This window comes from Mycobacterium bourgelatii (genome assembly GCF_010723575.1).
Classification (GTDB): Bacteria; Actinomycetota; Actinomycetes; order Mycobacteriales; family Mycobacteriaceae; genus Mycobacterium; species Mycobacterium bourgelatii.
Genome location: NZ_BLKZ01000001.1, coordinates 438811 through 452838, shown reverse-complemented (window position 1 = coordinate 452838; position 14028 = coordinate 438811). Strand labels below are relative to the sequence as shown.

Annotated in this window: 16 protein-coding genes; 8 read left to right on the top strand and 8 right to left on the bottom strand. The window is 68.2% G+C overall.

Annotated elements, in window-relative coordinates:
• Positions 1 to 23: 23 nt before the first annotated feature.
• Complete coding sequence (locus G6N68_RS02035; protein ID WP_163718030.1) at positions 24 to 896, top strand: 1,4-dihydroxy-2-naphthoate polyprenyltransferase; 873 nt, start codon at positions 24 to 26, stop codon at positions 894 to 896.
• Positions 897 to 980: 84 nt separating this feature from the next.
• Positions 981 to 1997 carry a beta-ketoacyl-ACP synthase III gene (gene fabH / locus G6N68_RS02030; RefSeq protein WP_069421147.1) on the top strand — a complete coding sequence of 339 codons (1017 nt, stop codon included), beginning with the start codon at positions 981 to 983 and terminating at the stop codon, positions 1995 to 1997.
• A 30-nt stretch (positions 1998 to 2027) separates the two neighbouring features.
• On the opposite strand, the gene G6N68_RS02025 is transcribed toward fabH, so the two are convergent.
• Positions 2028 to 2360, bottom strand: a complete 333-nt coding sequence (locus tag G6N68_RS02025) for a DUF4229 domain-containing protein (protein WP_069421148.1) — start codon at positions 2358 to 2360, stop codon at positions 2028 to 2030.
• A gap of 56 nt (positions 2361 to 2416) precedes the next feature.
• Here G6N68_RS02025 and G6N68_RS02020 point away from each other — a divergent pair, with 56 nt between their 5' ends.
• Positions 2417 to 2578 (top strand): hypothetical protein, encoded by a 162-nt coding sequence (locus tag G6N68_RS02020; RefSeq protein ID WP_139805254.1) that lies wholly within the window; start codon positions 2417 to 2419, stop codon positions 2576 to 2578.
• Between the two features lie 18 nt (positions 2579 to 2596).
• On the opposite strand, the gene G6N68_RS02015 is transcribed toward G6N68_RS02020, so the two are convergent.
• The 7 genes from G6N68_RS02015 to hemL form a co-directional block, all read right to left on the bottom strand.
• Positions 2597 to 4000 (bottom strand): MinD/ParA family ATP-binding protein, encoded by a 1404-nt coding sequence (locus G6N68_RS02015; protein ID WP_240355330.1) that lies wholly within the window; start codon positions 3998 to 4000, stop codon positions 2597 to 2599.
• A gap of 46 nt (positions 4001 to 4046) precedes the next feature.
• Positions 4047 to 5024 (bottom strand): c-type cytochrome biogenesis protein CcsB, encoded by a 978-nt coding sequence (gene ccsB, locus G6N68_RS02010; protein WP_163707203.1) that lies wholly within the window; start codon positions 5022 to 5024, stop codon positions 4047 to 4049.
• On the bottom strand, positions 5021 to 6661 hold the full coding sequence (locus G6N68_RS02005) for a cytochrome c biogenesis protein ResB (RefSeq protein WP_163718027.1): 1641 nt from the start codon (positions 6659 to 6661) through the stop codon (positions 5021 to 5023). Before G6N68_RS02005 ends, ccsB begins: the two co-directional genes overlap by 4 nt.
• A 92-nt stretch (positions 6662 to 6753) precedes the next feature.
• Positions 6754 to 7572, bottom strand: a complete 819-nt coding sequence (locus tag G6N68_RS02000; RefSeq protein WP_163707200.1) for a cytochrome c biogenesis CcdA family protein — start codon at positions 7570 to 7572, stop codon at positions 6754 to 6756.
• Positions 7569 to 8183 carry a TlpA disulfide reductase family protein gene (locus G6N68_RS01995; RefSeq protein WP_163707197.1) on the bottom strand — a complete coding sequence of 205 codons (615 nt, stop codon included), beginning with the start codon at positions 8181 to 8183 and terminating at the stop codon, positions 7569 to 7571. Before G6N68_RS01995 ends, G6N68_RS02000 begins: the two co-directional genes overlap by 4 nt.
• Positions 8184 to 8185: 2 nt before the next feature.
• Positions 8186 to 8794, bottom strand: coding sequence for a histidine phosphatase family protein (locus G6N68_RS01990; protein WP_163707195.1), 609 nt, complete (start codon positions 8792 to 8794; stop codon positions 8186 to 8188).
• Entirely contained in the window at positions 8794 to 10167 is a 1374-nt protein-coding gene (gene hemL / locus G6N68_RS01985; protein WP_163707191.1) for a glutamate-1-semialdehyde 2,1-aminomutase, read from the bottom strand. The genes G6N68_RS01990 and hemL overlap by 1 nt, the downstream gene beginning before the upstream one ends.
• Positions 10168 to 10225: 58 nt before the next feature.
• On the opposite strand from hemL, the gene G6N68_RS01980 reads away from it, so the two are divergent.
• The 5 genes from G6N68_RS01980 to G6N68_RS01960 are packed head-to-tail and all read left to right on the top strand — an operon-like array spanning position 10226 to position 14024.
• Positions 10226 to 11089 carry a hypothetical protein gene (locus G6N68_RS01980; RefSeq protein WP_163707188.1) on the top strand — a complete coding sequence of 288 codons (864 nt, stop codon included), beginning with the start codon at positions 10226 to 10228 and terminating at the stop codon, positions 11087 to 11089.
• Between the two features lie 4 nt (positions 11090 to 11093).
• Positions 11094 to 11489 carry a nitroreductase family deazaflavin-dependent oxidoreductase gene (locus G6N68_RS01975; RefSeq protein ID WP_163707185.1) on the top strand — a complete coding sequence of 132 codons (396 nt, stop codon included), beginning with the start codon at positions 11094 to 11096 and terminating at the stop codon, positions 11487 to 11489.
• 17 nt (positions 11490 to 11506) lie between these two features.
• Positions 11507 to 11902 (top strand): nitroreductase family deazaflavin-dependent oxidoreductase, encoded by a 396-nt coding sequence (locus G6N68_RS01970; RefSeq protein ID WP_163707182.1) that lies wholly within the window; start codon positions 11507 to 11509, stop codon positions 11900 to 11902.
• A gap of 4 nt (positions 11903 to 11906) precedes the next feature.
• Complete coding sequence (locus tag G6N68_RS01965) at positions 11907 to 13088, top strand: enolase C-terminal domain-like protein (RefSeq protein WP_163707180.1); 1182 nt, start codon at positions 11907 to 11909, stop codon at positions 13086 to 13088.
• Positions 13089 to 13097: 9 nt separating this feature from the next.
• Complete coding sequence (locus G6N68_RS01960; RefSeq protein WP_163707175.1) at positions 13098 to 14024, top strand: ketopantoate reductase family protein; 927 nt, start codon at positions 13098 to 13100, stop codon at positions 14022 to 14024.
• Positions 14025 to 14028 lie beyond the last annotated feature (4 nt).

The following is a 14028-nucleotide window of genomic DNA, read 5'->3' as shown; positions in this document are numbered from 1 at the left end:
CCCTGCACCGGCAGGATGCCCTGGTGGCCAGTTTCGCGCAGTGGATCGCCGGCGCCCGCCCACGCACCCTGCCGAACGCGGTCGCGCCCGTGGTCGCCGGCACCGGCGCGGCGGCCTGGCTGCACGCCGCCGTGTGGTGGAAGGCGCTGCTGGCGCTGGTCGTCGCGCTGGCGATGATCATCGGGGTCAACTACGCCAACGACTACTCCGACGGCATCCGCGGCACCGACGATGACCGGGCCGGCCCGGTCAGGTTGGTGGGATCACGGTTGGCGACACCGCGCGCCGTGCTCACCGCCGCGGTGGTGTTTCTCCTCGTAGGCGCGGCGGCCGGGCTGGCGCTGTCGCTGGTCAGCGCGCCGTGGCTGATCGCGGTCGGCGGCATCTGCATCGCCGGGGCCTGGCTGTACACGGGAGGCTCCAAGCCGTACGGCTATTCCGGTTTCGGCGAGGTCGCGGTGTTCGTCTTCTTCGGCCTGGTCGCCGTGCTCGGCACCCAGTACACGCAGGCGTTACGGGTCGACTGGGTGGGTCTGGTGCTCGCGGTGGCGATCGGTGCGCTGTCGTCGTCGGTGTTGGTGGCCAACAATCTGCGCGACATCCCGACCGACGCGGTGTCGGGGAAGATCACCCTGGCGGTACGACTGGGAGACGCCCGCACCCGACTGCTGTACCAGGCGCTGCTGGCTACCGCGGGGGTCTTGACGTTGGTGTTGATGTTGGCGACGCCGTGGTGCGCGGCGGGGCTGATAGCCACGCCGCTTGCCGTGCGGGCGGCGGCACCGGTGCGAGCCGGGCGCGGTGGGCGGGAGTTGATCCCGGTGCTGCGCGACACCGGGCTGGCGATGATCGTGTGGGCCATCGCGGTGGCGATCGCTCTGGCATTAGGAAGCTGAGCTAGCTTCTAATGGGTTTTCGGGCGTAGCCGTCGGCAGGTCGGCGCCAAGGGTGCACACTCGACGGAAAGAGATGGGACGAGGATGACTGAGATCGCGACGACCAGCGGCACCAAGAACGTCGGATTGCTCAGTGTCGGGGCCTACCGTCCCGAGCGGATCGTCACCAACGAAGAGATCTGCGAGAAGATCGACTCGTCCGATGAATGGATCTACACCCGTACCGGCATCAAGACCCGACGCTTCGCCGCCGACGACGAATCCGCCGCTTCGATGGCGACCGAGGCTTGTCGACGCGCGCTGGGCAACGCGGACCTGGATCCGTCCGACATCGACGGCGTGATCCTGACGACCAACACCCATTTCCTGCAAACTCCGCCGGCCGCTCCGATGGTCGCGGCGGCGCTGGGCGCCAACGGCATCTTCGGATTCGATCTCTCGGCGGGCTGCGCCGGGTTCGGCTACGCCCTGGGCGTGGCGGCCGACATGATCCGCGGCGGCGGCGCCCGGAGGATGCTGGTGGTAGGAACCGAAAAGCTTTCTCCCACAATGGATATGTACGACCGCGGCAACTGCTTCATCTTCGCCGACGGTGCGGCCGCCGTGGTGGTGGGCGAGACCCCGTTCCAGGGCATCGGACCCACCGTCGCCGGCAGCGACGGCCAACAGGCGCACGCCATCCGTCAGGACATCGACTGGATCACGTTTGCGCAGAACCCGAGTGGGCCTAGGCCATACGTGCGCCTCGAAGGACCATCGGTATTCCGTTGGGCGGCATTCCAGATGGGTGACGTCGGCCGGCGCGCCTTGGAAGCCGCCGAGGTAAAACCCGACGAAATCGACGTGTTCGTCCCGCATCAGGCCAATACCCGCATCAACGACCTGCTGACCAAAAACCTGCAACTGCGACCCGACACCGTCGTCGCCAACGACATCGAGCACGCCGGCAACACGTCGGCGGCTTCCATCCCGTTGGCGATCGCCCAGTTGATGGACACGGGCGCGGCCAAGCCGGGCGACCTGGCGTTGCTGATCGGCTACGGCGCGGGGCTCACCTATGCGGCGCAGGTCGTCCGGATGCCGCTACACAGTGACAACTAGCGGACTGTTGCCGACGGGATAACGCCTCGCTCACGCCTCTTCGTCGCCGTCGGGGAGCGCCTCACCGCGCAAGCGGGCCCGCAACTTCTCACGCTCCTTGCGCCGGCGTTCACCGGCCACCGCCAATGCCGCCGTCGCCCGTCTCCGCAACGGCGTGAAAACCCAGATCCCCAGCGGCATCGCGATGATCAGACCGAACAACGCGGCGACCACCAGCGGGAATTCGGACACCCCGAGTAATCGCGCCACCCCATAGATAGCGGCACTGACCACGATCGCCAGCAGGAACCGGGCCACCGCGTAAAGCACGACGTAGAGGGTCCCGCGAGTCCCAGTGATGTTGTCCTCGGGCGCTTCCGACACATCTAGAGCCTAGTGGCAGCCCTGTCACGGGTATATTCGCTAGCAGGAGGTGTCGAGTGCTTTACCTGCTCGTCGTCCTGGTGTTGGGGACGCTTATCTATCTAGGCTGGCGCGCTGCGCGAGCGCAGCCGAGCCGGCCGACCACGCGCGTGATCGGCCCCGACGACGATCCAGAGTTCCTGCGCCGGTTGGGTCAGGGCGGACAAGACCCCCGCTAACCCGCACTCGGTCCCCCACTAGGTGAAGTTCGGGTTGGCCCTCCGCTGATCGCCTGGAAACCCGTCGGCCACCACCGCCGCCAATTCGGTGAGGGCCTCGCGGGTGTGCCGCTTCAAACGCTCCAGCGAGATCTCCGCGCCTTCCTCGAGGTGCGGGTCGAAGGGCACCAGGTGCACGGCGCGGGAGCGCCGGGCGAAATGGTCGATCACCTTTTGCATGTCGACCTTGCCCGAACGGGGCCGCACCCCGTTGATCACCGTGATCGAATTGCGCACCAAATCCTCGTGGCCGTGCGCTTCCAGCCAGTCCAGCGTTGCCGACGCACTGCGGGCGCCGTCGATGGACCCCGACGCCACCACGATCAGCACGTCGGACTTCTCCAAGATCGCCGACATCGCCGAATGCAGCAGTCCGGTGCCGCAGTCGGTGAGCACCAGGCCGTAGAAACGCTCCAGGATTTCCAGCGTGCGGGAGTAGTCCTCGGCGCTGAACGCCTCCGACACCGCCGGATCGCTGGCCGAGGCCAACACTTCCAGGCCGCTGGGGCCTTGCGAGGTGTAGCCGCGGACGTCGCTGTAGCGCTCGATGCTGGCGGCGTCGCACAGCAGGTGGCGCACCGTGGCCGGCGTCTCGAGCGGGACCTTCTGGCTCAACGTGCCGCGATCAGGGTTGGCGTCCACCGCGATCACCCGGTCACCGCGCACGTGCGCGAAGGTGGCTCCCAGCGTCGCGGTGATCGTCGTCTTGCCCACGCCGCCCTTCAGCGACAGCAGCGCAATCCGGTAGCAGCCGCGCAAGGGCCGGTTGACCTGCGCGACCAGGTCGTTGTACCGGGTCGCTCGGGGCCCTTCGCCGAGGTTGATCAGCTGACCCGACAACACGTAGACCAGCCGGCGCCAGCCTTCCGACGGCGGCGGTTTGACCGGCCGCAGCAACGTGGTGGTGGCCAGTTCGGGGTACGGCGTGTGCGGCAACGGTTCCGGGCGAAACTGGGGCCGTTCGGCCGGCGTTTCGGGTTCGTCTACCAGCCGGTGGGGCTCGGAGTAGTAGGCCCCGTAGGCGGTCGGATCGACCCGTGGCAGGCCGGTGACGGGAGTGGAGTCCCAGGCGGGTGGGCCGGGCGCGGGCCCAGGGCCGGCAGCGGGACTAGGGCCGGGCGCGGGCCCAGGACCGGGCGCGGGCCCGGCTGCGGTGGGCGGCCCGGACGGTGCGGGCGGCGCCGGCGGCCGCCGTTCGGTGCGGAACCCGGCGAAGGCGCGCGTCGGCGACTCGGCTACGGGATCGTAGCCGGACTCGGTGGGCGGGTCGCCGGCATGCGGTTGGGTAGAAAACTGTCTGGTCGCACCGTCTGGGTCGCCGTTACCGGCTCCGCCGTCTTGGGTGCGGGGCGCCCCCACGCCCGTCGTTGGCTGCTCGGACACGTAGGCCCTCCCCCTGGTTGCAGATCTCGGGTCGGTTGCTTGACCGTCAGCCCACGCCCGCGTAGGAATGCAGGCCAACTGTCACCAGGTTAACGAAGAACAAGTTGAAGACCATGGCGACGAACCCTGCGACGTTGATCCAGGCCGCCTTGCGGTCCCGCCAACCCGCCGTTGACCTGGCATGCAGGTATGCGGCGTAGACCACCCAGGCGATGAACGAAACGGTTTCCTTCGGGTCCCAGCCCCAGTAACGGCCCCATGCTTCCTCGGCCCAGATGGCGCCGAAGATCACGCCGAAACCGAACACGGGAAAGGCGAAGATCGTGGTTCGGTAGGCGATCCGGTCCAGGGTCTGCGCATCCGGGAGTCGCTGCACCACGCGGGCCAACCGGCCCTCGGCCTCCGGGTCGGACAGGGAAGAGGTGCGCAGCAGGAACAGGATGCTGGCGATGCCGGCGACCAGAAAGACCCCGGAGCCGAGGCTGACCACCGAGACGTGGATGGGCAGCCAGTAGGACTGCAGTGCGGGCATCACCGGCGCGGCGTTGGTGTAGAGCCAGCGTCCGGACACCGTGAGCAGCACCAGCACCGGAACCAGCAGGAAAACCCACAGCGGACGGTACTGCGGACGCCGCAGCACTATTGCGCCCGCGACCAGTCCGGACATGCAGGTCAGGTTGATGAACTCGTACATGTTGCCCCACGGGACCCGCATGGTGGCCAGGCCGCGCAGCACGATGCACGCCAGCAGCAGGCCGATGCCGAGGTAGAGCACGGCCAGGCCGGCCCGCCCCACGCGTTCGTCGAGGCGCCGTTGCGGGGCGTCGACCACGATCCCCGGGGTGGCATCGTCCTTAGACACCGTTCCGGCGGACACCAGTTCGCGCTCCTCGACCTTGCGGCCGCGGACATAGGCCAGCTCGATGGCCAACAGCAGCAGGGCGACCACCAACGCGACCACGGCCGAGGTGAACGCCCAGTCCGAGTACCTGGCCAGGCCGATGTCGATGTTCGGGGTATTCACGTGACGTCCACCTCAGAGGTCGTTCTGGTGGCTTTCTCGGGAGCTGAAGCCGATTCGCCGAGCCCCGCCACTATCTGCTCAGTCAGCCGCTCGAACTCGTCGCCCCACCCGGAGTTGTCGGTGCGCGCCAAGCCGCCCAGCTCGATGCTCACCGTACCTGCAGCGTCAGCGGCGGGCATAAGCCGAACCCAGACCCGCCGTCGGCGCACCAGCAGGGATACCAGCAGGCCGGCCATCATTGTGATGGCGAACACCAGCACCCAGCCCTGGCCAGGGTCGTGGGAAACCTGCAGATTCACGAACGGCACGGCGCCGTCGAATCGGACGATGGTGCCCGCGCCCGGGCCCTGGTCGATGCGGACCTGCTCCCCGACGCGCAGGTTGACCCGCTTCTCCTTGACCAACCGGCCCTGCTCGATCAGCCGGTGATCCAGAGTGAACAGCGACTGCGGACGCCCACTGTCCAGGCCGGTGTCACCGCGGTAGATGTCGACGGCCACCGCGGGAGCGTCGAGCGCCGGAAAGCGCGACGACAGCAGGGTGCCCTCGAGCTGTTCGGTCGGTGCCAGCAGGCCCTGGATGGCGATGGTGTGTTTGCGACGTTCGTCGCCGGTCGGGTAGCTGCCCGCCGGCGGGTCGATGCGCGCCACCCCCGAGGACAGCAGGGTCTGCGGGTTGTCGGGTCGCCACTGCACGGTCGAGGTGCGGCTTTGGCCGTTCGGGAACGTGACGGTGAAGGTGGGGGCGTAGCCGTGGCCCTGCAGGTAAACCCGGTCGCCGCCGATGCGCAGCGGGCGGTTGACCTCGAGCCGGTAGGGGCGCCAGGTGTTGGACGCCAGATCGTTTCCGGCCTGGTAGTCGATGTCCGACGCGAAGTAGGTGGCCTGGCCGGATGGCAAGTAGTGCGCCTGAAAGTCGTTGACCCGGATGCAGATCGGATGCAGGGAGGTGCCGTCGACGGTGTTGCCGGCGCGGAACGAGTCGAACGCCGCCGGCGACGCCGAGCAGAACCCGGGGCCGCCGTCGGCGATGACGATCACGTTGCCCTCATAGCCGAACAACTTCCCGACGGCCACCGCGACCAGCAGGCCGAGCAGGGAGAAGTGGAAGACGATATTGCCGAACTCGCGCAGGTAACCCTTTTCCGCGGAGACCTCTACGGTTTCGGGGACGGTTTCGGGGACGGTTTCGGGGCCGGCTTCTGAGCCGTGCTGATGCCGGATCGCCGTGCGCCAGCCACGTAGCCGACGGACGATCTTGTTTGCCAGGGCGTTCAGCTCGTGCGGATCGGCGGGCAGCTCGGCGCGGGCGTGCTTGGGCAGCCGGGACAGATTGCGCGGCGCGGCCACCGGCGTGGCGCGCAGGCTGCGCGCGTGCTCGATCATCCGCGGGGTCAGGCAGCCGACGAGCGAGACGAACAGCAGCACGTAGATGGCGGTGAACCAGAAGCTGGAGAACACGTCGAAGGCCTGCAACTCGTCGAGCCACGGGCCGATGGTCGGATGCGAACTCAGGTATTCGTCGACCTTGCCGGCGTTGAGGCTGCGCTGCGGCAGCAGCGCCCCGGGTATCGCTGCCAGCGCGAGGAGAAACAGCAGCACCAGCGCCGTCCCCATCGAGGTCAACGACCGCCACAGGTTGCGCGCTTTCCCCGCGAGCAGACGCAAACTTGCACGAAAACGCCCGTTTTCGTGCAAGTTTGCGTCTGCTCGCGCCACCTCTTGCCGGGTCAAATCGGGAGCCTCACGTCCGAGACGAAGGCGTCGCGCAGCCAGGAAACGAAGTCGTTCCACACCCCGGTGACCAGAGCCATGCCGACGAGGATCAACAACACGCCACCGAAGATCTGGATGGCCCTGGTGTGTCGGCGCAGCCAACCCAGGCCAGCCACCGCCCACGCCGAACCGAACGCCAGCAGCACGAACGGGATCCCCAGCCCCAGGCAGTAGGCGATCACCAGCAGCACTCCGCGCACCACGTTGGAACCGTCGGTGGCCGAGGCGACCGTTACCACTCCGGCCAACGTCGGCCCCAGACACGGCGTCCAGCCCAGGGCGAACACGGCGCCGAGTAACGGTGCCCCAGCGACCGTCGTCAACTGCCGCGGGCTGAACCGCGCTTGCCGCTGCAGCACGGGAAACAGCCCGACGAACACCAGCCCCATCACGATGGTCAGCACCCCGCCCACCCGTTGCAGCACCATCTGGTTGGTTATCAACGTGTTGGTCATGCCCAACACCACGACGGTGCCCAGCACGAACACCGTGGTGAACCCCGCCACGAACAGCGCCGCCGAGCCGGCCACCCGCCACCGCGCGGCGGGCGGCGCCTTCACGGTGCCAGCGTTACCGGCCGAGCCGGCGTTACCGGCCTGGCCGGCCACAGCCTGCCCGTCTTCGACGCCGACGACGGCGGCCAGATACGACAGGTAGCCCGGCACCAGCGGCACCACACACGGCGAGGCGAACGACACCAACCCCGCCAGCATGCACACCGCGAGCGCCACCAATAGCGGCCCCGCTGCAGCGATTTCAGTGAACCCGGTCATTGTGGTCCGGGTGGGGCCGCGTCCTCGGCGGCTACCCGCTGGACCACTGGCTGCAGGTCCTCGGCCAGCAATTCACGCAGGAACACCGCGGCGACCCGGTGCTGGCGGTCGAGCACCAGCGTCGACGGAATGACGGTGGTGGGGTACTTGCCGCCGAACGCGATGAGGGTACGCATGGCCGGGTCGTAGATGGACGGGAACGTCACGTGCCGGTCGGCGACGAAGTCCTGGGCGGCTGCGCGGTTGTTGTCGCGCACGTCGATCCCCAGGAGGGAGACCCCGGCGTCCCGGGTGGCGTCGTACACGCGCTGCAGTTGGCTGACCTCCGCCCGGCAGGGACCGCACCACTGACCCCACACATTGATGACGACGACGCGCCCTGCGAACTCGTCCAGCGACAGGGTGCGCGCCGGATCCGCCAAGTCGGGCCCGGACAGCGGGGCGGGACGGCCCCGGTTGGCGGGCGGGTCGTAGAAGATGTCGGTTTTGCCGCCCGGTGAGACGAATTCGAACGTGCCGCCCTGGGCGACGGCGTCGCGTCCCGAACAGCCGGTGAGCGATCCCGTGAGCAGGAAAGCCACCACCGCTGTCGCGATCACCAAACGCCGCATGATCAAGCGCCGAAGGGTTCGAAATACTCGACATCTACCAGCCGATCACCGTCGTAGATCAGCGATGTCACCGAAGCCAGGTTGCATTCCCGGCGCCGCGGGTCGTGCCAGAGCCTCCGGCCGGTCAGATGCAGCCGCAGCGTCCAGACCGGCAACTGGTGGCTGACGCACACCACCTCGTGACCGGCGCCGCGGACCCGCGCCTTCTCGGCCGCCGTCGCCATCCGCGCGGCGATTTCGGCGTAGGGCTCACCCCACGACGGGGTGAACGGGTTGCGCAGTTGCCACCAGAACCGCGGGTCGCGCCAAGCCCCGTCGCCCGGGCCAACTCGCCGCCCCTCGAAGAAGTTGGTCGACTCGATCAGGTCGGGGTCGGTGTCCACGGGCAGGTCGTGCTTGGCGGCGATGGGCGCGGCGGTTTCCTGGGCGCGCTGCAGCGGGGAGGCGATAACCGCGACAATGTCGCGTCCGGCCAGCGCGTCGGCGACCGCCGCGGCCTGGGCCTGGCCGCGCTCGGACAGGCGGAAGCCGGGCAGCCGACCGTAGAGGACCCCGGTGGGGTTGTGCACCTCGCCGTGGCGCACCACATGAACTCGGGTTTCTTCGGCCATCAGGGTCTTTCCTCCTGGGCCGCGGCGCGCGCCGCGGCAGGTAGCGCGTCGGCGATCCGCTCGAACGCGTCGTCGTCCAGTGCCGCCGAGACGAACCATGCCTCGAAGGCGCTGCACGGCGGGTAGACGCCGGCGTTGAGCAGGGCGTGGAAGAACGCCGGATAGCGCCAGGTCTCGGTGGCGCGGGCGGAGGCGAAATCGGTCACCGGGGTATCGGTGAAGAACACGCTCAACATGTTGCCGGCCCGCGGAATCTGATGTGGCACACCGGCTTCGGTCAGGGCCTGCGCGAACAGCCCGGCCAGGCGGTCGGCATTGGCGTCCAGCGCGGTGTAGACCGCGGCGTCGGCTGCCCGCAGCGTAGCCAGTCCCGCGGCCATCGCCACCGGGTTACCCGACAGCGTGCCCGCCTGATACACCGGGCCCAGTGGCGCCAGGCGTTCCATCACCTCGACGCGCCCGCCGAACGCGGCCGCCGGCAGCCCACCACTCATTACCTTGCCGAACGTGAACAGGTCGGCGTCCACGGGATCGATTCCGTACCAACCACTTCGGCTGACCCGAAAGCCGGTCATGACCTCGTCCACGATCAACAGGGCGCCGTTTTCCGCCGTGACGGCGCGCAGCGCGGCGTTGTAGCCGGGCGCGGGCGGGACGACGCCCATGTTGCCCGGGCTGGCCTCGGTGATCACCGCGGCGATCTGGTCGCCGAAGCGTTCGAACGTCTCCCGTACCGCGTCGATGTCGTTGTAGGGCAACACGATCGTGTCGGCCGCGGCGGCGCCGGTGACTCCGGGCGACGATGGCAGGCCCTGTGACGATCGCGAGCGCGGCGAAGCCGGGCGCTGCGGGTCGTCACACAAACCCAGCGTGGCCACCCCCGAACCCGCGTCGGCGAGCAACGAATCCACGTGCCCGTGGTAGCAGCCGGAGAACTTGACGATCTTGGCCCGTCCGGTGAACCCGCGGGCCAGCCGCACCGCGCTCATGGTGGCCTCGGTGCCGGAGTTCACCAGCCGTAGCCGCTCGACCGGACCCACCCGCTCGATGATCTCGGCGGCCAGCTCGGACTCGGCCGGCGTCGGGGCCCCGAAGGACAGGCCGTTGGCGGCAGCCTTGGCGACGGCGTCGACCACGGCCGGGTGCGCGTGACCCAGGATCATCGGACCCCACGAGCAGACCAGGTCGACGTAGCGGTTGCCGTCGGCGTCGGTCAGCCAGCAGCCGTGCGCTTCGGTGATGAACCGCGGCGTGCCGCCGACCGCGGAAAACGCGCGCACCGGCGAGTTCACCCCACCGGGGATGCGCGTGCAGGCGTCCTCGAACAGCTGCGCCGATACCGCTACGGCGTTCGCCTGATCAGTCCTGCTCATGCCGACCAGTGTCCCAGCCCGCGCGCCCCGTTCAACTACAGGGTGTAAGAGGGAGGTTGTGGTACCCCGGTCAGCCAGCGAAATCGCGCAGGCCAGGGTGGCCGCGGTGCGCGACGACCCGAACGCGCGACTGGCGCTGATGCGGGCCTCCTACCGCGTCCCGTCCCAACTGGACCGCGGATATCTGCCCTACCGGGGGGCCGCGACGGCGTTCATGAAATGGCAACTGCGCAGGAAGCTGCTCAACCCGAGCGAGTCGTCCAGCCCGGGCAGCCCCTGGTGGCGGGCGATGAACGAACGCATCCTCTACGACGGTTCCGAAGCCCGCGCGCTTGCCTTCGGCAGTCCCGGCGCCCCGAGTACCCCCTCCGTCGCCGCCTGGTGCGAGTACATCAGCAAGCCCTCGGCCGTGAGCTGGTATCGGGCGCACAACATGAGCGTCGCCAGCGCTTACCTGGACCATGAACACCTCGCGACCAAGGAAAGTCGGGTGGAGCGCTTCTTCCTCAACCTGGTGTTGATGCGGGTTCTGTACGCCCACGCGCTGGTGGCCGCACCCCGCCTGGCGCTGGGCCGGCTGGCGCCGGTGGGCCGACCATTAGGCGATCCGCGGCTGGGCATGACCGGCATCTTCATGTCGCTGTCGCGGGTGCTGCCCGACCGCTACCCGTTGGGCGACGACCTGGACCCCTACATCGAGGCCGAACACCGGTTGGCGCATGTGCTCGATGTGGGTGTGATCGTGCCGCGCGTGCAAGCCCTGTACGACTGGTCGGCCGCCGAACTTGCGCTCCCCGGCCTGCGGCGGCTGCTCAGCGATCAAACCCCTTGCTACGCATGGCCGCCCGAAGACACACTGCCATGGCACCCACCGCCGTCGCGCGCCGCTCGGCTCGCGATGAAACTACTGCCCACAGGATAGAAACATGCGACTCCCCCAATGGCTGGCCCGGTTCAACAAGTACGTCACCAACCCCGTGCAGCGCCTGTGGGCGGGGTGGATCCCATTGCACGGCATCCTGTTGCATGTCGGTCGCCGCTCAGGCAAGCCCTACCGCACGCCGCTCATAGTGTTCAACGCCCAAATCGACGGACAACCCGCGCTGGCGATCATGCTGACCTACGGCCCCAACCGCGACTGGCTGAAAAACCTCAAGGCGGCGGGCGGGGCAGACATGCAGCGCCACGGGAAGACCTTCGGCGTCGCCAACCCTCAAGTGATGACCAAGGCGCGGGCGGCGCAGTTCGTGACGGGCCCGGTTCGCCGGGTGTTCTCCGTTCTTCCGTTTGAGGAAGCGGTGCTGCTGACGCGAACCTCCTGAGATGCAAGAGTGAACGCATGCAATTTCCGCAACGACTCGCCAGATTCAACCGTCACGTCACCAACCCCATTCAGCGGATGTGGGCAGGTTGGCTACCGCCGTTTGCGATCGTCGAGCATGTCGGACGGCGTTCGGGCAAGAAGTACCGGACCCCGGTCAATGCCTTCTACACCACCGTGGACGGCCGCGTGGGAATCGCGATCCCGCTGGCCTACGGTCCCGACCGGGACTGGCTGAAGAACATCAAGGCTGCCGGCGGCGGGCAGGTGCAACGCAACACGAAGACCTTCGGCATTGCCGACCCGCGCATAGTCACCAAAACCGAAGCGTCGCAGTACGTGCACGGCATCTGGGGACCCATTTTCAAGAACCTGCCGTTCGAGGAAGTGGTGCTGTTTACCAAGACGTCCTGAGACCGTGCGCATTTCTGCGATCGTCGAGCGCACGGTCGGACTTGATCACGGCGGAAAAGGCCCGGCCAACGCGCTGGTCAACTTCAGCAGCCATACGGTCTCGCTGGTTGCCCTGATCACCGATGAGCACCGAAACGGCAAGCCCGTCGTCGGGGTTGCGTTCGACTCCATCGGTCGGTTCGCCCAAAGCGGGATCCTGCGCGACCGGATGATCCCCCGCGTGCTGAACGCGGCCCCGGACACGCTGCTCGACGAGTCCGGTGGCATTGACCCGGCCGCGGTGCTGGCGTGCGCCCTGCGCGACGAGAAGCCAGGCGGACACGGTGACCGGGCCGCGGCCGCCGCGGCCTTGGAACTGGCCTGCTGGGATCTCGCGGCCAAGCTCGCCGACGAACCCGCGTACGCGACCATCGCTCGTCGTTTCGGACGGGAACCTGCGTCGCGCGTCCCGGTCTATGCCGCCGGTGGCTACTACTACTACGGCGGGAGCGGTGTCAGTGCCGTGGACGCCCTGCGCGACGAGATGCGCGGCTACCTCGACCTCGGCTATGACGCGGTGAAGATGAAGATCGGCGGCGCGCCGATGCGCGATGACTTGGCCCGCGTCGAGGCCGTCATCGATATCGTCGGCGGCGGGCCTCGGGTCGCCGTCGACGCCAACGGCAGGTTCGACCGTGCCGCCGCGACGCAGTGGGCGTCGGCGTTGGCGCCCTATGGGTTGCGTTGGTACGAAGAGCCCGGAGATCCACTGGATTTCGAGTGCAACCGGGCGGTGACGGCGTGCTACGACGGCGCCGTTGCCACCGGTGAAAACCTGTTCTCGGTGCCCGACGTGACCAATCTGGTCAGGTACGGCGGCATGCGGCCGGGACGCGACATCTTCCAGATGGACGCGGGCCTGAGCTATGGACTGAGTGAGTACGTACGGATGCTCGATGTGCTCGAGACACACGGCTTCGATCGACGGTTCGCCTTCCCGCACGGCGGCCATCTGATCAATCTGCACATCGCCGCCGGGCTGGGTCTGGGTGGATGCGAGTCTTATCCGGGCGTTTTCCAGCCGTTCGGCGGCTACTCCGCCGGCTGCGCCCTGCACGAGGGCAGGATCTCCCCGACGGACGCCCCGGGCTTCGGCCTGGAGCAGAAGGCGGGGCTCGCCGAGCTGATCACGGACCTGACGAGCTAGGAGCACAACATGAAGATCGCGATAATCGGTTGTGGCGCAATGGGTTCGGTGTATGCGGCCAAGCTCGCCGCCGCGGGTAACGACGTGCTGGCCATCGACCGCTACCAGCCCAGCATCGACCAGATCGCCGCACACGGGCTACGGGTCACCGGACCCGACTACGACCAGACGGTGTCGTTGCGGGCCAGCACCACCGCCCCCACCGAGGCGATGGACCTGGTGGTGATCGCGGTCAAGGCCGCCGACGTGACAGCCGGTGCGCAACAAGCGCTTCCGCTGTTGGGCGCGGATACGTCGGTGCTGACCATCCAGAACGGCCTGGGGTCGGCCGAGACGGTTGCGAGCATCGTCGGTGACGCACGGCTCGCGGTCGGGATCGCCAGCGGATTCGGCGCCGCCCAGGTCGCTCCGGGGCACGTGCGCCACAACGCCATGCGCGCCATGCGTTTTGGCGCATACTCATCGCTGCCGTACGCGACGGTCGAATCGATCGCGCGGGTGTGGGCCGATGCCGGTTTCGACGCCGCCGCGGTCACCGATATCGCCGCCATGCAGTGGGAGAAGCTGATCTGCAACGTCGCCTACAGCGCGCCATGTGCATTGACGGGGATGACCGTGGGACAGGTGATGGACGACCCGGACGTTGGGCCGGTCAGTCGGGCCGCGGCGACGGAGGCGTGGACGGTGGCCCAGGCGTCCGGAATCGCGGTTGCCGTCACCGATCCCGTCGCGCACGTCCGCGCCTTCGGCGCCGGCATGCCCAAGGCGAAGCCTTCTGCGCTGCTCGACCACGAGGCGCGCCGGGTCAGCGAGATCGACGTGATCAACGGGGCCATTCCACGGCAGGGCGCGCGCGTGGGGGTCGAAGCGCCGGTGAACGCGACCCTGACCGGGCTGGTCAAGGCGGTCGAAAGGCAGTGGCACGACGGCGCATAACTGC